Annotated in this window: 14 protein-coding genes, 3 rRNA genes and 3 riboswitches; of the genes, 5 read left to right on the plus strand and 12 right to left on the minus strand. The window is 52.3% G+C overall.

Translation table 11 applies throughout. From position 1 onward, the window contains the following. Positions 1-15: 15 nt before the first annotated feature. From purB to purE, 3 genes are read right to left on the minus strand one after another with little or no spacing between them, the layout of a single operon-like run. Positions 16-1,311: an adenylosuccinate lyase gene (gene purB / locus GS3922_RS14310; RefSeq protein ID WP_063166897.1), complete on the minus strand. Its 1,296-nt coding sequence runs from the start codon at positions 1,309-1,311 to the stop codon at positions 16-18. Beyond that, positions 1,308-2,534 (minus strand): 5-(carboxyamino)imidazole ribonucleotide synthase, encoded by a 1,227-nt coding sequence (purK, locus tag GS3922_RS14315; protein WP_236933428.1) that lies wholly within the window; start codon positions 2,532-2,534, stop codon positions 1,308-1,310. Before purK ends, purB begins: the two co-directional genes overlap by 4 nt. Beyond that, positions 2,449-2,937, minus strand: coding sequence for a 5-(carboxyamino)imidazole ribonucleotide mutase (gene purE / locus GS3922_RS14320; RefSeq protein WP_063166898.1), 489 nt, complete (start codon positions 2,935-2,937; stop codon positions 2,449-2,451). Before purE ends, purK begins: the two co-directional genes overlap by 86 nt. A gap of 112 nt (positions 2,938-3,049) precedes the next feature. Beyond that, positions 3,050-3,151, minus strand: a riboswitch (purine riboswitch). Positions 3,152-3,299: 148 nt separating this feature from the next. Between purE and GS3922_RS14325 the strand changes: the two genes are divergently transcribed. Next, positions 3,300-3,743 carry an Hsp20/alpha crystallin family protein gene (locus GS3922_RS14325; RefSeq protein ID WP_063166899.1) on the plus strand — a complete coding sequence of 148 codons (444 nt, stop codon included), beginning with the start codon at positions 3,300-3,302 and terminating at the stop codon, positions 3,741-3,743. Positions 3,744-3,965: 222 nt separating this feature from the next. Here the strand turns inward: GS3922_RS14325 and rrf are convergent. From rrf to GS3922_RS14340, 3 genes are all read right to left on the minus strand, one after another. Then, positions 3,966-4,082: ribosomal RNA gene (gene rrf / locus GS3922_RS14330) — 5S ribosomal RNA — on the minus strand. Positions 4,083-4,372: 290 nt separating this feature from the next. After that, positions 4,373-7,300 (minus strand): 23S ribosomal RNA (locus tag GS3922_RS14335). A 282-nt stretch (positions 7,301-7,582) separates the two neighbouring features. Then, positions 7,583-9,140: ribosomal RNA gene (locus tag GS3922_RS14340) — 16S ribosomal RNA — on the minus strand. Together the 16S, 23S and 5S rRNA genes form the textbook arrangement of a ribosomal RNA operon. Positions 9,141-9,799: 659 nt before the next feature. On the opposite strand from GS3922_RS14340, the gene GS3922_RS14345 reads away from it, so the two are divergent. Then, entirely contained in the window at positions 9,800-11,065 is a 1,266-nt protein-coding gene (locus GS3922_RS14345; RefSeq protein ID WP_020958481.1) for a Glu/Leu/Phe/Val family dehydrogenase, read from the plus strand. A 79-nt stretch (positions 11,066-11,144) separates the two neighbouring features. Here the strand turns inward: GS3922_RS14345 and GS3922_RS14350 are convergent, their stop codons facing one another. The 5 genes from GS3922_RS14350 to GS3922_RS14370 form a co-directional block, all read right to left on the minus strand. Beyond that, entirely contained in the window at positions 11,145-12,470 is a 1,326-nt protein-coding gene (locus GS3922_RS14350) for an NCS2 family permease (RefSeq protein ID WP_063166900.1), read from the minus strand. A 90-nt stretch (positions 12,471-12,560) separates the two neighbouring features. After that, positions 12,561-12,662: riboswitch (purine riboswitch) on the minus strand. An 88-nt stretch (positions 12,663-12,750) separates the two neighbouring features. Then, positions 12,751-14,283 carry a glutamine-hydrolyzing GMP synthase gene (gene guaA, locus GS3922_RS14355; RefSeq protein WP_063167424.1) on the minus strand — a complete coding sequence of 511 codons (1,533 nt, stop codon included), beginning with the start codon at positions 14,281-14,283 and terminating at the stop codon, positions 12,751-12,753. A 64-nt stretch (positions 14,284-14,347) separates the two neighbouring features. Next, positions 14,348-14,449, minus strand: a riboswitch (purine riboswitch). Between the two features lie 41 nt (positions 14,450-14,490). Further along, the gene (locus GS3922_RS14360) at positions 14,491-16,656 is read right to left on the minus strand and encodes a transglutaminase TgpA family protein (RefSeq protein ID WP_063166901.1); all 2,166 of its coding nucleotides are present in this window, start codon (positions 16,654-16,656) and stop codon (positions 14,491-14,493) included. Beyond that, positions 16,653-17,822, minus strand: a complete 1,170-nt coding sequence (locus GS3922_RS14365) for a DUF58 domain-containing protein (RefSeq protein WP_063166902.1) — start codon at positions 17,820-17,822, stop codon at positions 16,653-16,655. The genes GS3922_RS14360 and GS3922_RS14365 overlap by 4 nt, the downstream gene beginning before the upstream one ends. Continuing rightward, complete coding sequence (locus GS3922_RS14370; protein ID WP_063166903.1) at positions 17,819-18,769, minus strand: AAA family ATPase; 951 nt, start codon at positions 18,767-18,769, stop codon at positions 17,819-17,821. The genes GS3922_RS14365 and GS3922_RS14370 overlap by 4 nt, the downstream gene beginning before the upstream one ends. A 127-nt stretch (positions 18,770-18,896) precedes the next feature. Between GS3922_RS14370 and GS3922_RS14375 the strand changes: the two genes are divergently transcribed. Continuing rightward, positions 18,897-20,120, plus strand: a complete 1,224-nt coding sequence (locus GS3922_RS14375; protein WP_063166904.1) for an Nramp family divalent metal transporter — start codon at positions 18,897-18,899, stop codon at positions 20,118-20,120. Positions 20,121-20,251: 131 nt separating this feature from the next. On the opposite strand, the gene fumC is transcribed toward GS3922_RS14375, so the two are convergent. Further along, complete coding sequence (gene fumC / locus GS3922_RS14380) at positions 20,252-21,622, minus strand: class II fumarate hydratase (protein WP_063166905.1); 1,371 nt, start codon at positions 21,620-21,622, stop codon at positions 20,252-20,254. A 367-nt stretch (positions 21,623-21,989) separates the two neighbouring features. Between fumC and GS3922_RS14385 the strand changes: the two genes are divergently transcribed. Continuing rightward, on the plus strand, positions 21,990-22,484 hold the full coding sequence (locus GS3922_RS14385; protein WP_062898321.1) for a cation:proton antiporter regulatory subunit: 495 nt from the start codon (positions 21,990-21,992) through the stop codon (positions 22,482-22,484). A gap of 9 nt (positions 22,485-22,493) precedes the next feature. Continuing rightward, entirely contained in the window at positions 22,494-23,732 is a 1,239-nt protein-coding gene (locus tag GS3922_RS14390) for a cation:proton antiporter (RefSeq protein ID WP_063166906.1), read from the plus strand. Positions 23,733-23,834 lie beyond the last annotated feature (102 nt).

Genomic DNA, 23,834 nt, shown 5'->3' on the forward strand with positions numbered 1-23,834 from the left:
CCAGCCGGCTTCCACTTACTCTAATCCTAAGCGGGCAAAAATCGTATCGACGTGTTTCAAATGGTGGCGGTAATCAAAGCAATCGTCGAGCTCTTCCTTCGTCAACTGGCTCGTAATCCGCTCATCCGCCTCAAGCAGCGAGCGGAACGGCACTTGTCGCTCCCACGCTTCCATCGCTTTCGGTTGCACCAAATCGTACGCTTCCTCGCGCGCCATCCCTTTGTCAATCAAAGCAAGCAACACGCGTTGCGAGTAAATGAGCCCGAACGTGCGCTCCATATTTTTCTTCATATTTTCCGGATACACCAGCAGGTTTTTCACAATGTTAGCGAACCGGTTCAACATATAGTTCAACGCGATCGTCGCATCCGGCAAAATGATGCGCTCGGCCGACGAATGCGAGATGTCGCGCTCATGCCAAAGCGGCACATTTTCATAAGCCGTCACCATATACCCGCGAATGACGCGCGCCATGCCGGTCATATTTTCCGAACCGATCGGATTGCGCTTATGCGGCATCGCTGACGAACCTTTTTGCCCTTTGGCAAAAAACTCCTCGACTTCACGCACTTCACTTTTTTGCAAGCCGCGAATTTCCACAGCAAATTTTTCAATCGATGTCGCGATGAGCGCGAGCGTCGCCATATAGTAAGCGTGGCGGTCGCGCTGCAGCGTCTGCGTCGAAATCGGCGCCGGCGTCAGTCCGAGCTTCTCGCACACATATTGCTCGACAAACGGGTCAATGTTGGCATACGTGCCGACCGCTCCGGAAATTTTCCCGACTTCCACCATCTTGGCTGCTTGTTCAAACCGCTCCAAATTCCGGAGCATTTCGGCATACCAAAGCGCCAGCTTCAGCCCGAACGTCGTCGGTTCGGCATGAACGCCGTGCGTGCGCCCCATCATGACCGTATATTTATGTTCGCGCGCTTTCTCTTTCAATACTTGAATGAAGTTTTCCAAATCGCGCCGCAAAATCGCGTTCGCCTGCTTTAACAAGTAGCCGAGCGCCGTATCGACGACATCGGTCGACGTGAGACCATAATGCACCCATTTTCGTTCTTCCCCAAGCGTCTCAGAAACGGCGCGGGTGAAGGCGACGACATCGTGGCGCGTTTCTTCTTCGATTTCCTTAATGCGGCGGATGTCAAACGACGCGTGTTCCCGCAAGCGGCGGACGTCCTCTTTCGGAATGACGCCAAGTTCGGCCCACGCTTCGCAGGCAAGCAACTCCACCTCAAGCCACGCCTTAAAGCGGTTTTCCTCCGTCCAAATGGCTCCCATTTCCGGTCTCGTGTAGCGTTCAATCATCTTCGTTCCAGCCTCCGATCTTGCCAAATTTGCCACGACTCGATTCGCCTCAGCGCTTCCTCAACATCGTCCGCCAGTACGGTCACATGGCCCATTTTTCGCTTCGGCTTCGCCTCATGCTTGCCGTATAAATGGAGATAGGCTGCGCCGCCGAGCGCCCCGATCTGCCCGATGGCCGGTCCGACGTGCTCCCCTAAAAGGTTCACCATCACAGCCGGCTTCAACAACTCCGTCGAGCCGAGCGGCCAGTTGCAGACGGCGCGGATGTGCTGGGCGAACTGCGACGTCGCACATGCATTGATTGTATAATGACCCGAGTTGTGCGGTCTAGGGGCCAACTCATTAATATAAATATCCCCGTCCGCCGTCAAAAACATTTCAACGGCCAGCGTCCCAACAAGCGAACACGATGTCGCCAGCGTCTTGGCGTAACGGACCGCCCTCTGCTCGATGTGTTGCGGGATCCGTGCTGGAACGATCGTTTGATGCAAAATGTTCTCGATATGAATGTTTTCCGCCACTGGAAAAACAGCCGTCTCACCATCGAGGTTGCGGGCGACAATGACCGACATTTCCTTCACAAACGGCACCCAGCCTTCCAAAATGCATGGGCCAAGCCCAAGCAAATCAGCCGCTTTGGCTAGATCGCCTTCGCCGCGCAGCACATATTGCCCTTTGCCGTCATAACCGCCGCGCCGCGTTTTCAAGACGCACGGAAAGCCGGTCATGGCAACGGCCTGTTCCAACTCATCCCATCCGTCCACTTCCCTATACGGCGCCACCGGCAACCCGGCTTCGACAATCGCCGCTTTCTCCAACGCCCGGTCTTGCGTCACCGCCAGCAGCCGGCTTCCTTGCGGGACATAGGCGTTTGCCTCCAGCCACTCAAGCGCCTGCGCATCGATATTTTCAAATTCGTACGTAATGACATCGCTCACGCGCGCCAGTTCAGCTATCGCATCCAAATCATGGTACGGCGCGGTGATTTCCACATCGGCCACTTGCCCGCACGGGGAATCAGGCGTCGGATCCAGCACGGCGATGCGAAACCCCATCTCACGCGCCGCGATGGCCATCATCCGGCCAAGTTGCCCTCCGCCAATAATGCCGATCGTCTGTCCTGGAACAATCCGCCGCTTAGTCAAGTTGATCACTGCTTTCCACGACTTGTTTTCGAATCGATTCTCTCCTTGCTTTGAGCACCTCCATATAGCGCGGATCAAACAGCCCGACGATCGACACGGCGAGCAGCCCCGCATTCGTCGCCCCTGCTTTGCCGATCGCCACTGTCGCCACCGGCACGCCGCCTGGCATTTGCACGATCGACAATAACGAATCGAGTCCGTTCAATGCCTTTGACTGCATCGGCACGCCGATGACCGGCAACGTCGTCTTCGCCGCCACCATCCCCGGCAAATGAGCCGCTCCACCGGCCCCCGCGATAATCACCTTAATGCCCCGCTCCTCCGCCGTTTCCGCATACCGGAACATTTCATCCGGCGTCCGGTGCGCCGACACGACTTTTTTCTCAAACGGGACGCCCAGTTCTTCAAGAATCGCACAGGCGTGCTTCATCGTTTCCCAATCTGAACGGCTTCCCATGATCACCCCAACTAGCGGGCTCATACGTTCCACTCCTTACCCTTAATAAACAAAGCCCAGAACATACATTCCCTCTTTTTAGGCGAGGGAAAGCATCGTTCTGGGCTTTCGCATTTGTCGATTAAGAAAAAAAGCCAAAACCGATCCTTTCCCTCATAGTCCAATCATTTACGGTGATTGGGTAGAGACTTTTGGGCCATATTCCCAAAATTATATGAGGGATACGTTTATGCACTATGAAGCTACTTTTATATTAGCAAGGTTTTTAACAAAATGTCAAGTTAAAATCGAACATTTATGATTATAAAAAGATAAATGTTCGTGTTTTTTTAAATCACCAAACGAATAAGAAGGCATATGATGAATGTGCGGAGGAGGGAGACGCCATGGCCAATGAAAACCCGTTTACACCGTTTTCCGATTGGACAAAGCACTGGCAGCAATTTTTCCAAAACGATTTTTGGGGAAGCATCCAACCGCTGTTGCCATCATCCAATAAATCATCTTCAGGAATGAATATCTACAAAAAAGACAACGAACTGCTCGTCGTCATCAGCCTCCCAGGGCTGGAGAAAATCGAAGATGCGGAAGTGTATGTATTACACAAGACGCTGGAAGTGAAGGCGACGATCAATCTCAACTTTAAAGGGTTTGATTTAGTGGAGGAAGGCATTTTCCAAGGCCGGTTTGAAAAAACCGTCCCATTGCCGTTCCCGGTAAAAGAAGACCGCATCGAGGCGACATACCATAACGGCCTGCTCTTCATCCACTTACACCGACTCATTCCCGAAGAGCCAAAAAAGAAAATAGTCATCAAAAAAGGCGAGTAACCGCCAACCGCTGCATAATAAAAAAAAGAGGGTGTCCCATGCCGTGCAGGACACCCTTTCGCGAGTTTCCGTTTCCTATCGCTTTATGAAAAAGGGGGTCTAGGAAACGATGATCACGCTTTACATTTTGGGGGAGAGGATTTAAAATGGCGTCATTAGAAATGACTCATTAAGAAATAGGCAAAAAAATGAGAGAACCAAACAGCTCCCTCATTTTTGCCTGCCTAGCAGCGACCTACTCTTGCAGGGGCGCTGGCCCCAACTACCATCGGCGCTGGAGGGCTTAACTTCCGTGTTCGGGATGGGAACGGGTGTTTCCCCTCCGCTATCACCACTAGGCAAGCGATTCAGTTTTGACATCATTTATTATACTTAAAAAACAAACGATGTCAAGAAGGAAATTCATTCCTTCAAAACTAGATAACCGTTTTGGGAAGAAGCCGCGGCGCTTCCGCTTTTTGTCTAGCTCCGGCCGCCATCGGCTCGCGACGCTTCGGTCCTGCTGCGGCGGCGACACATTGCATACGCTCCTGTGACACCACCCACGCAGAACCAAGCTTTGCTTGGTTCGAGCCTCCTCGCAGGCCCTCCAGCGCGTTTCGCCGATAGGCAGGCGGCCTCTGCTTTTCTAGGTTAAGCCCTCGATCGATTAGTATCCGTCAGCTCCACGTGTCGCCACGCTTCCACCTCGGACCTATCGACCTCGTCATCTTCGAGGGATCTTACTCGCCTAACGCGATGGGAAATCTCATCTTGAGGGGGGCTTCACGCTTAGATGCTTTCAGCGCTTATCCCGTCCGCACATAGCTACCCAGCGGTGCCCCTGGCGGGACAACTGGTACACCAGCGGTGCGTCCATCCCGGTCCTCTCGTACTAAGGACAGCTCCTCTCAAATTTCCTGCGCCCGCGACGGATAGGGACCGAACTGTCTCACGACGTTCTGAACCCAGCTCGCGTACCGCTTTAATGGGCGAACAGCCCAACCCTTGGGACCGACTACAGCCCCAGGATGCGATGAGCCGACATCGAGGTGCCAAACCTCCCCGTCGATGTGGACTCTTGGGGGAGATCAGCCTGTTATCCCCGGGGTAGCTTTTATCCGTTGAGCGATGGCCCTTCCATGCGGAACCACCGGATCACTAAGCCCGACTTTCGTCCCTGCTCGACCTGTCCGTCTCGCAGTCAAGCTCCCTTGTGCCTTTGCACTCTCCGAATGATTTCCAACCATTCTGAGGGAACCTTTGGGCGCCTCCGTTACCTTTTGGGAGGCGACCGCCCCAGTCAAACTGCCCACCTGACACTGTCTCCCACCCCGCTAAGGGGTGCGGGTTAGAATTTCAATACCGCCAGGGTGGTATCCCACCGACGCCTCCACCGAAGCTGGCGCTCCGGCTTCCCAGGCTCCCACCTATCCTGTACAAGCGATACCAAAATTCCATATCAGGCTGCAGTAAAGCTCCACGGGGTCTTTCCGTCCTGTCGCGGGTAACCTGCATCTTCACAGGTAGTATAATTTCACCGGGTCTCTCGTTGAGACAGCGCCCAAGTCGTTACACCTTTCGTGCGGGTCGGAACTTACCCGACAAGGAATTTCGCTACCTTAGGACCGTTATAGTTACGGCCGCCGTTTACTGGGGCTTCGGTTCGCACCTTCGCTTGCGCTAAGCGCTCCCCTTAACCTTCCAGCACCGGGCAGGTGTCAGCCCCTATACTTCGCCTTTCGGCTTCGCAGAGACCTGTGTTTTTGATAAACAGTCGCTTGGGCCTTTTCACTGCGGCTCTTCCAGGCTCTTCACCCGAAAGAGCACCCCTTCTCCCGAAGTTACGGGGTCATTTTGCCGAGTTCCTTAACGAGAGTTCTCCCGCGCGCCTTAGGATTCTCTCCTCGCCTACCTGTGTCGGTTTGCGGTACGGGCACCTCTTCCCTCGCTAGAGGCTTTTCTTGGCAGTGTGGAATCAGGGACTTCCGGATCGAATCCGTCGCCATCACAGCTTAGCCTTACGGCCAGCGGATTTGCCTACTGGCCAGCCTCACTGCTTGGACAGGCTCTTCCAGCCGCCTGCTCACCCTATCCTCCTGCGTCCCCCCATCGCTCAAACGGGAAGGAGGTGGTACAGGAATCTCAACCTGTTGTCCATCACCTACGCCTTTCGGCCTCGGCTTAGGTCCCGACTAACCCTGAGCGGACGAACCTTCCTCAGGAACCCTTAGGCTTTCGGCGCAGAGGATTCTCACCTCTGTTTTCGCTACTCATACCGGCATTCTCACTTCTAAGCGCTCCACCAGTCCTTCCGGTCTGGCTTCTCTGCCCTTAGAACGCTCCCCTACCGATGACCAACGGTCATCCCGCAGCTTCGGCGGCACGTTTAGCCCCGGTACATTTTCGGCGCAGAGTCACTCGACCAGTGAGCTATTACGCACTCTTTAAATGGTGGCTGCTTCTAAGCCAACATCCTGGTTGTCTTCGCAACTCCACATCCTTTTCCACTGAACGTGCACTTAGGGGCCTTAGCTGGCGATCTGGGCTGTTTCCCTCTTGACCACGGATCTTATCACTCGCAGTCTGACTCCCAAGGATAAGTCATTGGCATTCGGAGTTTGACTGGGTTCGGTAACCCGATGAGGGCCCCTAGCCCAATCAGTGCTCTACCTCCAACACTCTTACCTTGAGGCTAGCCCTAAAGCTATTTCGGGGAGAACCAGCTATCTCCAAGTTCGATTGGCATTTCACCCCTACCCACACCTCATCCCCGCACTTTTCAACGTGCGTGGGTTCGGGCCTCCAGCCGGTGTTACCCGGCCTTCACCCTGGACATGGGTAGATCACCTGGTTTCGGGTCGACGACGACGTACTCATGCGCCCTGTTCAGACTCGCTTTCGCTGCGGCTCCGCCTTCCTGGCTTAACCTCGCACGCCATCGTCACTCGCCGGTTCATTCTACAAAAGGCACGCCATCACCCATGAACGGGCTCTGACTACTTGTAGGCACACGGTTTCAGGTTCTCTTTCACTCCCCTTCCGGGGTGCTTTTCACCTTTCCCTCACGGTACTGGTTCACTATCGGTCACTAGGGAGTATTTAGCCTTGGGAGATGGTCCTCCCTGCTTCCGACGGGATTTCCCGTGTCCCGCCGTACTCAGGAGCCGCTCGGGAGGGAACGAAGTTTCGACTACAGGGCTCTCACCTTCTCTGGCCGGCCGTTCCAGACCGGTTCGTCTACCCCGTTCCTTTCTCACTCCCATATGAGCGGTCCTACAACCCCAAGAGGCACGCCTCTTGGTTTGGGCTGTTCCCGTTTCGCTCGCCGCTACTCAGGGAATCGCGTTTGCTTTCTTCTCCTCCGGGTACTAAGATGTTTCAGTTCCCCGGGTGTGCCCTCCATGCCCTATGGATTCAGGCATGGATCCTGTCCCATTACGGACAGGGGGTTCCCCCATTCGGACATCTCCGGATCAACGCTTGCTTACAGCTCCCCGGAGCGTTTCGGCGTTTGCCCCGTCCTTCATCGGCTCCTAGTGCCAAGGCATCCACCGTGCGCCCTTTCTAGCTTAACCAACAGCGCTTCTCGGCTTCTTCCTTTTGTGTATCGGTTATCTAGTTTTCAAGGAACGAGACTGCTTCTTGAATTTGCTTCTCTGCGGTCTTGCGTCGAGGAATTCAGCTTCTCTGAATTCGCTTGTAGACGCAGACGCAAATGAAGCAACCCCCTGAACCTGTCAGCAGACGCAGGCACAGGCGCTTTTGAAGGAATCTCTCATTCCCTCAAAACCGAACGAAACGAAAGCGCGGTGTATCGACAGTTGGCCATTACGGCCTTCGCTTTTCTTCATCCTTAGAAAGGAGGTGATCCAGCCGCACCTTCCGGTACGGCTACCTTGTTACGACTTCACCCCAATCACTTGCCCCACCTTCGGCGGCTGGCTCCCTTGCGGGTTACCTCACCGACTTCGGGTGTTGCAAGCTCTCGTGGTGTGACGGGCGGTGTGTACAAGGCCCGGGAACGTATTCACCGCGGCATGCTGATCCGCGATTACTAGCGATTCCGGCTTCATGCAGGCGAGTTGCAGCCTGCAATCCGAACTGAGAGCGGCTTTTTGGGATTCGCTCCCCCTCGCGGGTTCGCAGCCCTTTGTACCGCCCATTGTAGCACGTGTGTAGCCCAGGTCATAAGGGGCATGATGATTTGACGTCATCCCCACCTTCCTCCGACTTTTAGCCGGCAGTCCCTCTAGAGTGCCCACCTGAATGCTGGCAACTAGAGGCAAGGGTTGCGCTCGTTGCGGGACTTAACCCAACATCTCACGACACGAGCTGACGACAACCATGCACCACCTGTCACCCTGTCCCCCCGAAGGGGGAACGCCCAATCTCTTGGGTTGTCAGGGGATGTCAAGACCTGGTAAGGTTCTTCGCGTTGCTTCGAATTAAACCACATGCTCCACCGCTTGTGCGGGCCCCCGTCAATTCCTTTGAGTTTCAGCCTTGCGGCCGTACTCCCCAGGCGGAGTGCTTATCGCGTTAGCTGCAGCACTAAAGGGTGTGACCCCTCTAACACTTAGCACTCATCGTTTACGGCGTGGACTACCAGGGTATCTAATCCTGTTTGCTCCCCACGCTTTCGCGCCTCAGCGTCAGGTGCAGGCCAGAGAGCCGCCTTCGCCACTGGTGTTCCTCCACATCTCTACGCATTTCACCGCTACACGTGGAATTCCGCTCTCCTCTCCTGCCCTCAAGCCCCCCAGTTTCCAATGACCCTCCACGGTTGAGCCGTGGGCTTTCACATCAGACTTAAGAGACCGCCTGCGCGCGCTTTACGCCCAATAATTCCGGACAACGCTCGCCCCCTACGTATTACCGCGGCTGCTGGCACGTAGTTAGCCGGGGCTTTCTCGTGAGGTACCGTCACCGCGCCGCCTTCTTCAAACGGCGCTCCTTCGTCCCTCACAACAGAGCTTTACGACCCGAAGGCCTTCTTCGCTCACGCGGCGTCGCTCCGTCAGGCTTTCGCCCATTGCGGAAGATTCCCTACTGCTGCCTCCCGTAGGAGTCTGGGCCGTGTCTCAGTCCCAGTGTGGCCGGTCACCCTCTCAGGCCGGCTACGCATCGTCGCCTTGGTGAGCCGTTACCTCACCAACTAGCTAATGCGCCGCGGGCCCATCCGCAAGTGACAGCCAAAGGCCGCCTTTCAACCGAAGACCATGCGGTCTTCGGTGTTATCCGGTATTAGCTCCGGTTTCCCGGAGTTATCCCGGTCTTGCGGGCAGGTTGCCCACGTGTTACTCACCCGTCCGCCGCTGACCAAATCAAGGCAAGCCCTGATCCGGTCCGCTCGACTTGCATGTATTAGGCACGCCGCCAGCGTTCGTCCTGAGCCAGGATCAAACTCTCCAAAAAGAAAGTTGATTGGCTTCATTAGCGTCGACACCGAAGGTGTCGAAACGCTCGCGCTTCGTTTCGTTCAGTTTTCAAGGAACAAACTTATCCCTTCGCTTCAGAAATTCACTTTAATCAAAAGCGACTCTTATAATATATCATTTCTTTTTTCTTATGTCAATATGTTTTTTGTTTTTTTACCGCATTGATGCGGCTTTATTAATATAGCACCTCCTTTTTGATGTGTCAACGGTTGATTCAAGATTTTTTAGGTTACTATGAATAGTGCACACGCATTTCGTGCAACCAAAACGAATCTTGTGTTGATTTCTTTCCACGATGACCCGATCACTACACAGGCCAGTTCGGTTCATACAATTAAGATTCACCAGCGCCATGCGGATGCTCGCTTTCAACTTTATAACGAATCGTTTGCTAAACCTGATAAAACACCTATGCCACGAACACCTCTTGTCTCTCTTCCTTTTAGTTCTTTTTCGAATTCCCGTCAAATCTCCCGTGTGAATCACACTTTTGCTTCCAGAACTACTACACTGCGATATCTCGTGTCACTATTTTTTAAAATTAATATTTATTATCAATATTGAGTAAATATAAATGGCTGTGATAGGATTATTACATCAGCGTAATCCAACCAATCAAGCCAGGGGGAATTGCAGATGATTGTCACAAAAGAAGACTCCAAAGAGAACTTAAACCCGTACGAAGTCGCCAAAAAGCAGATTGAAACCGCAGCGGAAAAACTTGGTTTGGAGCCTCATATCGTTGAAATGTTAAAGCGTCCTATGCGTGTCCTGTCCGTGTCCTTTCCTGTGAAGATGGATGACGGTTCCATTCAAATATTTGAAGGCTACCGTTCCCAACACAACGATGCCTTAGGTCCAACTAAAGGCGGAATCCGATTCCATCCGGATATCACACTAGATGAAGTAAAAGCATTATCGATGTGGATGTCGTTTAAATGTGCGGTTGTCGGCCTTCCTTACGGGGGAGGAAAAGGGGGGGTTATTTGTGATCCGCGAACGCTAAGCACCGGGGAGCTCGAACGAGTCAGCCGCGGATTTATTGAGGCAATTTCGCAAATCATCGGTCCGGATAAGGATATCCCCGCTCCTGATGTATATACAAATCCACAAATCATGGGCTGGATGATGGATACATACAGCCGCATGAATCACGCTTTCTCTCCGGGAGTGATCACCGGAAAACCGCTTATTATTGGTGGTTCAAAAGGTAGAAATGAAGCGACGGCACGCGGCTGTGTCATTACCATTCAGGAAGCGATGAAAAAACTCCATCTGCCATTAAAAGGAGCTACGGTTGCGATCCAGGGATTTGGAAATGCAGGACGCATTGCGGCAAAATTGCTCGCTGAACTCGGATGTAAAATTGTGGCTGTCAGCGATTCAACAGGCGCCATCTATGATCCGGACGGATTAAATCTCGCAACAGTCGAACATGTAAAAGATCACCAAACTTTGCTTGACTATGGTGCCCAATACGAAATCGAGCCATCGCAGTTATTAGAACTCGACGTCGATATTTTAGTTCCAGCCGCCTTGGAAAACGCCATTACCGCTGCCAATGCCGATCGTATCCAGGCAAAAATTATAGCGGAAGCGGCAAACGGGCCAACTTCTCCGGAAGCAGACCAAATTTTGTCGGGCAAAGGCATTATGGTCATTCCCGATATCCTTGCTAATGCGGGCGGCGTCACTGTTTCTTATTTTGAGTGGGTACAAAACTTGATGAACTATTATTGGAGCGAAGAAGAAGTTAATCAGAAACTAGCCGATATCATGGTCCGAAGCTTCCACGCAGTTCACGAAACCGCTGAACAGTACGGGACAGATTTGCGTACTGCTGCTTACATCATTTCAATCAAACGAATGGCAGAAGCTATGAAAGCACGCGGTTGGGTATAACCGTTCTTCCATAAAACAAGGCAGCCTTCCAAGAGCCGGTAACACGGCTTTTGGAAGAACTGCCCTTGATTGTGAATGCCTATTCCCGCAAAAAGACGAAGTAACAAATAAAGACGACAAACAACACATACAACAACGGATGCACTTCTTTTCCGCGGCCTTTCAAAATCATCGTGATCGGATAGAAAATGAAGCCGACGGCGATGCCGGTCGCGATGCTGTAGGAAAGCGGCATCGTAATCAATGTAAAGAACGCCGGTACAGCTACCTCAAACTTCTTCCAATCGATTTCACCGATCGATGAAGCCATCAATACCCCGACGATAATGAGCGCTGGCGCAGTGACCGGCGCGGTAATGACGCTTAACAGCGGCGAGAAGAACAAAGCAAGCAGGAACAAAATCCCCGTCACGACCGCCGAAAACCCGGAGCGCCCTCCAGCAGCGACGCCAGCCGACGATTCGATGTATGACGTCGTCGTCGATGTGCCAAACACCGCTCCGACCATGACAGCCGTCGCGTCAACGAGCAGCGCTTTGCCGGCGCGCGGCAGCTTATTGTTTTTCAACAAACCGGCTTGGTTGGCGACCGCTAGGAGCGTGCCGGTTGCATCAAAAAAGTCAACGATAAAGAACGTCAAGACAACACCGAGCATTTTCCATGAGAAAATGTCCGGCAAGTGTTCGATCGCGACGCCGAACGTCGGTGAAATATCGGGAATGGCGCCGACAATTTGTTTCGGCACTTCAATTAAACCGAAGATCATGCCGACAACAGCGGTAATGACCATTCCATAAAAAACGCCGCCGTTCACTTTTTTCACCATCAAGACGACGGTGATAAACAAACCGAAAATCGCAAGCAGCGTATTGCCATCTTTTAAATCACTCAACCCAACTAACGTCGCGTCGTTGTTCACAATGATGCCGGCGTTTTGCAGGCCGATGAACGTAATGAACAGCCCGATTCCGGCACCAACGGCATATTTCAACTCAACCGGGATGGCATCAATAATTTTTTCCCGGATGCCCGTCAGCGTTAAAATCGTAAAAATGACCCCAGAGACGAAAACTCCTGCAAGCGCTGTTTGCCACGGAATCCCCATATGCAAGACGACCGTAAAGGCGAAAAAGGCGTTTAACCCCATCCCTGGCGCTAGGGCGATTGGATAGCGGGCGAGCACCCCCATCAAAATCGACCCATACGCCGCCGCCAAAGCGGTAGCAACAAATACTGCCCCTTGATCAATGCGCAGTTCATTCGGAAAATCTTTCACTGCGCCAAGCGACAACGTAAACGGGTTGACGAACAAAATGTACGCCATCGACAAAAATGTCGTCACCCCGGCGATGATCTCCGTCCGGTAGTTTGTACCGAGCTCGTCAAATTGAAAATATTTTCTCACGTCTGTCCCCCCTATAAAAAGTAAAAACGCTTCTGCAGCTACCAGAAGCGTTGACTAAGAAGGAATGACGAACATAGAGAGGACGTCGGCTCTCTATTTCACATCCCTCGTAGTCAAGCTATTTACGGTAGCTTGGTAGAAACTCCCGAGCCATATTCCCGGGATTATACGACGGAATTCGACAATATTGATGACTCCACGGCTATTGTATCAGCCTGAAAAGCAGCTGTCAAGAAAAAAGACGAACATTCCTTTGGAAATGTTCGTCTTTCGTTCGTCTTTACTCCCACTCGATCGTAGCTGGCGGTTTGCTTGTAATGTCGTAGACGACGCGGTTGACGTGCGGCACTTCGTTCACGATGCGCGTTGAAATGCGTTCCAGCACATCCCACGGAACGCGGGCCCAATCGGCGGTCATCCCATCGATCGATGTCACGGCGCGAATGGCAACCGTATAATCGTACGTGCGGGCATCCCCCATTACCCCGACGCTGCGGATGTCAGGGAGAACCGTGAAGTATTGCCAAATTTCACGGTCAAGCCCGGCTTTTTTCACTTCTTCCCGCAAAATCGCATCCGATTCACGGACGATTTCCAATTTTTCTTCCGTCACCTCGCCAAGGACGCGGATGCCAAGGCCAGGTCCCGGAAATGGCTGACGCCAGACAATTTCGTCCGGAATTCCTAATTGGGTGCCCAGTGCGCGCACTTCATCTTTAAATAGCGCATTGAGCGGCTCGATCAATTCAAATTTCATATCTTCCGGCAAACCGCCGACGTTATGGTGCGATTTGATCGTTTGCGCCGTCGCCGTGCCGCTTTCAATAATGTCCGTATAAAGCGTGCCTTGCACTAAAAATTCAATGCCTTCGAGTTTGGCTGCTTCATCGTCAAACACATAAATAAATTCGTTGCCGATAATTTTCCGCTTTTGTTCCGGGTCAGCGACCCCTTTTAATTTTGTCAAAAAGCGCTCCTTCGCGTCGACCTTAATAACGTTCATGTGAAACTGCTCGCGGAACGTTTTCATGACGCTTTCCGCTTCGCCTTTGCGAAGAAGGCCGTGGTCAACAAAAATGCATGTGAGCTGATCACCGATGGCGCGATGCACCAATACAGCAGCGACCGATGAATCGACCCCGCCGCTTAAGGCGCACAACACTTTTTTTCCGCCGACTTGCTCACGAATGCGGCGCACTTGCTCGTCAATGAAATTTTCCATCGTCCAGTCGCCGCGGCAGCCACATACATCGAAGACAAACCGCTTCAATACATCATTCCCATAAACGGAATGGCGTACTTCCGGATGGAATTGCACCCCGTACCATTTCCGCCGTTCATCACTCATCGCGGCGATCGGGCAGGAAGGACTTGTCGCATCGACGATAAAACCAGACGGCGGGGCTGTCACTAAATCGCCGTGGCTCATCCAGACAACTTGTTCGTCCGGCAGCCCGCGAAATAGCAGCGAGTCATTTTTCACCTGGATGAGCGCTTTTCCGTATTCGCGGTGTGACGCCTTTTCCACCTTGCCGCCTAAGTGGTGCGCCATCAGTTGCATCCCGTAACAAATCCCTAAAATCGGCAGCCCAAGCTCGAAAATTGCCGGATCGCACGCAAACGCTTGTTCATCATATACACTGTTCGGGCCGCCGGAAAAAATGATCCCTTTGGCGTTCAACGCGCGGATGTCTTCTGCACGAATCGTGTGCGGGTGCAGTTCGCTGTAGACGCCAAATTCACGGATGCGGCGGGTAATCAGTTGGTTATATTGGCTTCCGAAGTCCAATACGACGATCATTTCTTGGTTCATCTTATCCACCCCGTCCAAAAAATAAACGCTGCCATCGCCCAAATAAACATGATGAAGGCAGAATAGCAGCGTCTTCTGCCTTCATAGTCAGGCCGTTTACGGCGGCCCGGTAGAGACACGTGAGCCATATTCCCACGCATATATGAAGGGCTTTTGTTCTGTTCGTATGCAAATTTGAATTCATTCTATCAACTTGCCGGCAGGCGGTCAAGAGATCGTCCTTTTTATTAAATTTTCCCACAATTGGCGCGCCTCACGGATGTCGATCCGGCTGCTGTTTGCCCCGTAGATCGCTTGTTCATACGATTTTGTCAGCCGTTCCATTTCATCGGTTTCAAATAAACGATCCACTTGAATGGCGTACTGCCGCAACGTTTCATCTTCTTTTCGCCTCAGCCCGTAGTCATGCAGCTGACGCAACAACGCCAAGTAAGCAGGGACAAGCCATTCCGACCCGTCAACTTGGCGGCGGCGAAAACGAAGGAGCGTAAGGCGCGGCCACCATTTTCGTCTTGTCGCGTAAATCGTTCCACCCCATGCGGCCAGCATAGCGAACACGCTCAGCACCGCTTTCCATGACCAGATGCCGGCTAGCTTCTCCCACCAATGGGGGTCTTGCTCCGGCGACGATGGTTCAATCAATTGTTCGAGCGGCACGCGCGGCGTTTCCTGCTGTTCCGGTTGCAGTGGCGGCGCCTGTTGCTCTTCATTGGAAGCAGGAAGCGAAAAGGCATACGGGTTGACAAACCCTTGTGTGGGCTCAAACGGCACCCAGCCGACGCCTTCAAAGTATACTTCGACCCAGGAATGCGCGTCGTTGTTTCGCACTTCATAAAGCCCGGCTCCATTTTGCTCCCCGACCCACCGCCCTGATGTATAGCCTTTCACCCAACGCGCGGGGATCCCTAGACTTCGAACGAGCACGACCATTGAGGTGGAAAAGTTGTCGCAATACCCTTGTTTCGTTTCAAACAAAAACTGGTCGACATAGTCTTGATTGGCGCCTGGAACAGCAACATCTGTCGTTTCGTACGCATATCCGTTCATATGGAAGTACTGTTCGATGGCTTTCACTTGATCGTATACCGTCTCTTTTCCTTCGGTGATTTGCCTCGCCAAATCGCGCACCCGCCGCGGAAGCGTATCCGGCAGCTGCGTATAGCGCTTTAGAAAGGCAGCGTCTTGGACTGGGGGCGCGGCCCGCAATGCTTCAATTGGAAAGTCCGGCTCCATGTACGTAAGCATATACCGACGAACAGGAAGCGCGTTCGCATTCACATCGGTCGTATAAATCTTTTCTGTCGCCATATGCATGCGGTAGACAATGTGATCGGACGTTTGCACCTGTTGCAAACCGAGCGGATACACGAGATGGAACGCTTGGTCTTGACGGGTGATTTCCGCTGTCTGTTCCGTTGCATTCACTTTTTCGCTCCACCATTCATACTCCATTGGCATCCCGTTTCTAAACGATTGCACTTGTTCGCTTTGGAACACTTCCCACCCTTTTCCGGTGTAAACATCTTTCGTTTCTACCCGCCAATAATGGCGGCCCTCGTCTTTGGCCATGAACACCACCGTATCATCGGCAATAAACGGTCCGCCGAGGCGCGAGTCATTTTGTCCGTAGCCGATTTTCTTGACGCTAGTCGTTCCTTCCGTATCAAGCTCCTCTCTAGAGTCAGCGGCATAGCTATGAATAAACGCGACTGGGTCCGGCCATTGCGGCGGCAGTTTCGGCCCGATATATCCGGCGGCGACGGCAATGGCGGGAATAGATAGCGCCGCCGCCCGCCATTTTCCAATATGAAAATCTCTGCCTTTTGCCCGCAGCCGCTCTCCATGCAGCCAAGCGAAGGCGAAAAAACCGAGCGCCACAAGGCGAACAACCGCTTTGTTTCCACTGTAAGGGAAAAACGTATCCAACACGGCAATATAGCCAACCGTGAGCGCATAAGGAACAAACCACCGGTTTCGCCGCACGATAAGCCAGTGCCAAACAAACGAAGCCGCCCATAGAAGCACAAAGAAAGCAAGGGTGCGCACTGCAGCGTCCGGCATTGATGATGGCCTGTCACCGACAAGCCAGGCGGCGCCGCTATCCCAAAAGGTGCGCACGATGTTCGGAATCGACTGATCGTCAAACCATTCAGAGAGCGCCCTCCATATAAAGCTGATTTTGCCAAGGACAGAAAGCCAGATGGGAACACGCAGCGCATAAAAGAGAAAACAAATGACCACAAATATCGCGAATGTCCCGATATGCGCCGTGTCCGTCACTGTGCCAAGCGGCCAAAGCCATTCCGTGAGCAGCCAAGCCGCCAAAACGTTCGGCAACGCGGCGGATACCATGTTCTCCGCCTTCTGTTTCATCCGTTTCCCCCTCCTTGCTGAACGGGCTGCAACATCTGCGGGTCAATGCGCGATACATACACCCCGTTACGGCGGAGCCCGTCGGCCCAGCTCTGCTGCTCATGACTCCACTCGCGGCTGACGATATACAGCACAACATGGCGTTTGGAAGCGATCGCGCGCAGTTGCTGCAAAAGCGAAATCGATAACGCAGAAGTTACAATGACGCATCCGGCAGCCGACCGCCAATTCGTTTCTTCCGCCAACGTACGAACAAGCGGGTCTTTGCCCTCGCCGTTGACTTCCGCCAACTCGAGAAGAATGGACGTCCACTGTTCATCATGGCGGCGCGGTGCTAAGAATGAACGCTTTTTGCCGGCAAAGAGCAGCCCTGCCGGTACCCCTTGATCAAGGAGTGCCTTCGATACAGAGGCGGCCAACGTGACAAGTTCCTCAAACACTGGGGATGAGGCGCCGTCAAGCACAACAATCCACCCGTCATTGCGCTGTTCGTCAAACTCTTTTGTCATGAGCTCCTGCCTGCGCGCCGACACTTTCCAATGCACCCACGACATTTTATCGCCGGGCACATACTCGCGGGCACCGGCCGCCACCGCCATGTCGCGGTGAAGCGAAATCGGCCGCGCGGCTTTTCCGTTCGCAAACCATTCATGCACCGCTTCGAACGGCCATTCGATATAGCGCGGGTAGACGATCACCGTGCACGGAGCAGGGAAGGAGGCCGTTTTGTTTACCCATCCGAATGGATCACCCACCTCAAGGATGACCGTTTCCAATTGATGGCGGCCGCGCGGCAACTGAAGCGGCCATGTGCAAGACAGACGCCGGCGAAACGGCCAAGCGACTATCGCACCCACGCGCTTCCGTTCTTCCCCGACAACAGTGAGCGCCGCCAGCGGAATCGGCCACGGCAAATCGATGCGAACAGTAACAGGGACCGGCTCATCTGCATGATAGCGCCGAACCGGCACCGTTCGGCTCACTGCGGCGCGCCGAAGCGGGTATACCACGATCAAGAACGCATATAAACCGAACGGCAAAAAACTGTAAAACAAAAACCAACTGACAAATCCTCCTTGAAACATGGCGTATGAAAACAAGGCAGCCGCCAAAAGCAACAAACCGGCAAAAGCGAACCAATGGCGCCCATTCCGTTTCATCTTCATCGCCGTCCTTGCACCGGCACCGGCGTGCGGGCGATCAGCTGCGCAACGATCGTTTCTGCGTCAAGCTTGTCCCATTTCGCCTCCGGGCGAACGAGCAGACGGTGGGCGAGCACATGAGGGGCGAGTTGCTGTACATCATCGGGGATGACAAAATCGCGGCCGTGGATGAGCGCGTATGCTTGCGCTGCTTTCATCAAGGCGGCTGACCCGCGCGGGCTGACGCCTAAATAGACAGCTTCATGCGCACGGCTTTGCTGGACGAGCCTAACGATGTATCCTTTCACCGTATCGCTCACATGCACATCCGCTACCTTCCGCTGCAGCCCAAGCAATTCATCCAGCGTCATCACCGGGCCAATCTCCGCAAGCGGCTCCGTTTTTTCCAACCGGTTTAACATCTCGATCTCCTCATCAACCGATGGATAGCCCATCTGCAACTTCAGCAAAAACCGATCCAATTGTGCTTCAGGAAGTGGATACGTCCCTTCATATTCAATCGGGTTTTGCGTCGCCATGACAAAAAACGGCTGCGGCAGCACCCGGGTGACGCCATCGACCGTCACGCTCCCTTCTTCCATCGCCTCAAGAAGCGCCGACTGCGTTTTCGGCGACGTCCGGTTGATCTCGTCAGCGAGTACGATATGGGCGACAACCGGTCCGGGTTTATACTCAAACTGCCGCTCTTTCGGGTTATAGACAGAAACGCCAATCACATCGCTCGGCAACAAATCCGGCGTAAATTGAATTCGTTTCAACTCAGCTTGAAATGATTTCGCCAGCGCGCGCACGAGCATCGTCTTGCCAACGCCCGGCACATCTTCAAGCAATACGTGCCCTTTGGCCAACAGCGCTGTTAAACTAAGCACAATCACTTGGCGTTTTCCAACAATGACTTGTTCGACATTGCGAACAACTTGTTCGACGGAGGGAAGCAACGGTTCGTTCATTACATCAAACTCCTTTTATGGTGATCCATGGGACTTTTAGCGGTAGACAATATCTCGTTTAACTATTAATATAATATCGAATATACACAACTTTTGGAATCGATTTGCAACGAAGAGGAGGAGAAAAATGGGGAAATCGAAATGGACGATGATCGGCCCTGGGTTGATCGTCGCCGCCACCGGGGTTGGCGCCGGGGATTTGGTCGCGGCCCTTGTCGCCGGCACAAACTACGGCCTTGTTTTCATGTGGGCGATTATCGTCGGGGCTGTGTTCAAATTTGTGCTGAACGAAGGAGTCGGGCGCTGGCATTTATTAAGCGGAAAAACGATTTTCGAAGGCTGGCAGTCGATGGGGAAATGGGCGTCCGTCTACTTTGGGGTGTATGCGATCATTTGGGGATTTGTTTACGGAGCAGCGGGCACATCATCGTGCGCGCTAGCCATGTCGGCGATGATCCCCTCGATCCCGCTTTGGGCATGGGCGGTCATCCATGGCCTCGCCGGTTTTGCCATCACGTGGTCAGGACGGTTTCAGCTGTTCGAACGGGTAATGAACGTGCTCGTCGGACTGATGTTTGTAACCGTTGTCGGTTCGGCGCTCCTTGTGTTGCCGCAGCTGGACGATCTTTGGCAAACCGCCGTTCCCGAATTGCCCAAAGGTTCGCTTTTGTATGCTCTCGGGTTAATTGGCGGCGTCGGCGGTTCGATTACGATGGCGTCGTACGGCTATTGGCTGCAGGAAAACGGCTGGAAAGGCCGCGCCTACGTATCGCCGATGCGTTACGATTCCGCCGTTGCCTATATCGTAACAGCAATTTTTACATTGTCGCTCCTTATTTTAGGGGCCGCGCTTCTTTACGGAACGAATACGTCGATCAGCGGCGAACAAGGGCTTGTCTCGTTCGCTTCGATCATGGGCAATGAGCTGCACCCGGCCGCCCGTTGGCTCTTTTTGCTCGGCTTTTGGTCGGCATCGTTTACATCGGTCATCGGCGTTTGGAACGGCGTTTCCTATTTGTTTGCCGATTTTGTCCGCAACATGCGCAAAACATCGGTTGGCACTGAGGCACTCAACCAGTCGAAAGCGTTCCGGTTCTACGTCTTTTGGCTCACGTTCCCGCCGATGCTCTTGCATTTCATCGGCAAACCGGTCGGGCTCATTATTGTCTATGGAGCGCTCGGAGCGCTGTTTATGCCGTTTTTGGCTGTCACGCTGCTTTACTTGCTCAACTCCAAAAAAACGCTTCCGGATGAAGGTCGGAACCACTGGCTGTCGAATGCGTTGCTCGCCCTGTGCTTAGCGCTGTTTGCCGTCTTGTCGATTAATGAACTCATTCGCCTGTTTGCCTAACATTTGCCCGATGCAAAGCAGCCAGCTGGCAAGAAGACCGTCGCAACAGGAAAACGCTCATCCCTTGAATCAGGATGAGCGTTTTTGGCCTGCCTATTCGCTCTCGTCTGGTTCCCCGTTGTTTTGTGCCACTAAATCATCTTCTCCGGTCTCACCCATTCTTCGTACTGCTCGGCTGTCACATACCCGGTTTTCAATGCCGCTTCTTTCAGCGTCAATCCTTCGCGATGCGCAAGCTTCGCGATTTCCGCGGATTTGTCATAGCCGATATGCGGGCTCAATGCCGTCACAAGCATTAGCGAGCGGTCCACGTACTCTTTCATTTTCGTTTCGTTCGCCTCCAACCCTTGGGCGCATCGCTCATCAAACGAACGGATCGCATCGCCGAGCAGCTGCACCGACTGAATGGCGTTATAGGCAATGACCGGTTTGAACACGTTTAATTGAAAATTGCCTTGGCTTGCCGCAAAACCGATCGTGGCGTCGTTGCCGAACACTTGAACAGCGACCATCGTCATCGCTTCGCTTTGCGTCGGATTCACTTTCCCCGGCATGATCGAGCTCCCCGGTTCATTGGCTGGAATCGTGATCTCCCCGAGCCCGGAGCGCGGCCCGCTCGCCAGCCAGCGGATGTCGTTGGCGATTTTCATCAAATCCGCAGCCAGCGCCTTCAACGCCCCATGGACATATACGATCTCGTCATGGCTGGTCAGCGCGTGGAATTTGTTTGTTGCTGAACGGAACGGGTAGCCGGTTTGGGCGTGCAGCTGTTTGGCGACTTGTTCCCCAAACGATGGCGGTGCATTGAGCCCTGTGCCAACCGCCGTGCCGCCGATCGCCAAATCGAGCAGCTTGTCGGCCGCTTCGCTGATCATCATTTTGCTTTTCTCCAGCATCGTCCGCCAGCCGGAAATCTCTTGCCCGAATGTGAGCGGCGTCGCATCTTGCAAGTGGGTGCGCCCGATTTTGATCGTCTTCTCATATTGCCGCTCCTTGGCTGCGAACGTGGCGATCAATTCGTCGAGCGCCGGCAGAAGATGCGTTTGAACTTTCGCATAAATGGCGATATGCATCACCGTCGGGAACGTGTCATTTGAGCTTTGCGACATGTTGACGTCATCGTTCGGATGGATGCGTCCCTCGCTGTCACGGAGCAGCTCGTTCGCCCGTCTCGCCACCACTTCATTAACGTTCATATTCGTCTGCGTCCCGCTTCCTGTCTGCCAAACGACAAGCGGAAAATGCACATCCCACTGACCGGCCAAAATTTCGTCGCACGCCGCTACAATCGCCCGTCTTTTCGCTTCGCTCAGCTTTCCAGCCTGATGGTTCACGATCGCCGCCGCCTTTTTCAGCTCGGCATAGGCATAAATGAGTTCAAGCGGCATCGTTTCTTTGCCGATGCGGAAGTTTTGCCGGCTTCGCTCCGTCTGCGCCCCCCAGTATTTATCGGCCGGCACCTTCACCTCGCCGAGCGAGTCGCGTTCAATTCGTTCGTTCATCACGTCAGCCCCCTTTTGTTTAGACACTGTCCTATTACATGTTCATTCCCATTGTGGCCTAAAAGGTCGGCGAAAAAACAACATTCCCTTCTCCCAATAATTTTTATCAACCCAAACCGCCCCCATTTTAAGCGTGAACATAAATGGAAGAACGTTCACTATCCTAGTGTAACGTGCCAAAGGAAAAGACATAAAAGACACGCAGAGACGCCGTCATGTATATTTCCTCCTCACCCCGCCTTCAAACAGACAACCGAGCCAAAACAGTGAAAAAAACCGTTTTTACTGTTATAATAACGATAGACAAAATAGATAACAGCTAAGGGAAAAATTTCCAAAAAACATAAACAAGGAGGAATCTTTGATCATGAATATCCGAGAAAGCGAATTGCCAGGAATCGGGTACAAGTTTGAAATTATTACGCGAAACAAAGATAAGCTTGTCATTGTGATCCATGACGATGGGCGAAGGGAAATTTATCACTTTGACGCAGAGGATTATGATGAAGTCGTTAGCAGCGTGACCTTAAGCGACCAAGAAGCGCGCCAAATTGCAGGAATCATTGGAGGAATGGCATATAAACCAAAGGCGCTCGAAACGATTGAGTTTGCCTTTGACGATCTCATTATCGAGTGGTTTCAAGTGGAGCCAAACGCCCCCGCTGTAAATCAAAAAATTGGTGAACTTGATATTAGGAACCGTTTCGGTGTCACTGTCATCGCTATCAAAAAGAAACATTCACAAAAATCTCATAATCCCGGTCCAAATACATTGATTGAAGCCGGAGATACCTTGATTATGTCTGGAGAAAGACAGCAAATCAAGGAGATCATTAGTCATTTACTATCAAATAAGGAGTGATGGGAATAGATGAACCATTTAGTATTCGAAGTGGGAACAGCACTCGTCCTAGTCGCCATTGGGTCGATCATTGCCAATAAATTAAACTTCTCCATTATCCCGTTTTTGATCGTTATCGGCATGCTCGTTGGGCCCCATGCCCCTACCATCGGGATTATTGACCTCACTTTTATTCAAAGCAATGAAATTATCCAGTTTTTAGGTAGGATCGGGGTACTTTTTTTACTGTTTTATTTAGGGCTTGAATTTTCTGTCGGCAAACTGATTAAATCCGGAAAAAACATTGTGGTCGGTGGAAGCATCTACGTCACAATGAACTTTGTTTTAGGATTGCTTTACGGCAAGGCCGTCGGAATGCCATGGATGGAAACGGTTCTTATTGCTGGACTCCTCAGTGTATCGTCAAGTGCTATCGTAGCCAAAGTTCTTGTTGATTTAAGGAGAACGGCCAATCCTGAAACAGAGCTCATTTTAGGGATGATCCTTTTTGATGACATCTTCCTTGCCCTATTTTTGACGACGATGTCAGGGGTTTTGCTAGCTGGATCCACCTCCTTTTTCGGAATCAGCCTATCTGTTTTAACATCTGTTGCTTATATGTTGCTATTTTTTGTCATCGCTCGTAAAGGTGCCCCTCTGCTCAACAAATGGTTGAATATCAAATCCGATGAAATATTCATCATCGTCATCTTTGCTATTCTCTTTTTTGTTGCCGGCTTTTCCGAAACGATTCACGTTGCTGAAGCCATCGGAGCCTTACTGCTTGGACTTGTCTTTTCAGAAACGGAACACCGTGATCGAATTGAGCATTTAGTTGTTCCATTCCGTGACTTCTTTGGAGCGATTTTCTTCTTTAGCTTCGGTTTGAGTATTGAACCGTCAACGTTAATCGATGCGTTTTGGTTATCATTAGGGGCTGTCATCGTCACTCTAATGGCCAATATCGTGGCGGGAATGATTGCCGGAAGAAAGGCTGGATTGTCCTACAAAGCCTCTACAAATATTGGTTTGACAATCACCGCACGTGGAGAGTTTTCCATCATCGTTGCAAATCTGGGAATTACAGCAGGGTTAAGCCCGATATTGACACCTTTTACCGCACTTTACGTTCTCATGTTGGCCATATTGGGACCACTCTTTGCCAAAGAAAGCAAAAGCATATATAAACTGCTCAACAAAGTATTTAAATGGGAACAGAAGTTAACTAAGGAGAAGCGGAAGGAACGGCTGGAAGTTGCAGAAAAATAAATAACGGCGGCAACGTCCTTCTTTATCGCTCGCTTACCCCAATCCATCTCTCATTTTCTTTTCCCCGAGTGTGCGCTCAGTCACCGAATCAATGGCAACTCG

This window comes from Geobacillus subterraneus (genome assembly GCF_001618685.1).
GTDB classification, from domain to species: domain Bacteria; phylum Bacillota; class Bacilli; order Bacillales; family Anoxybacillaceae; genus Geobacillus; species Geobacillus subterraneus.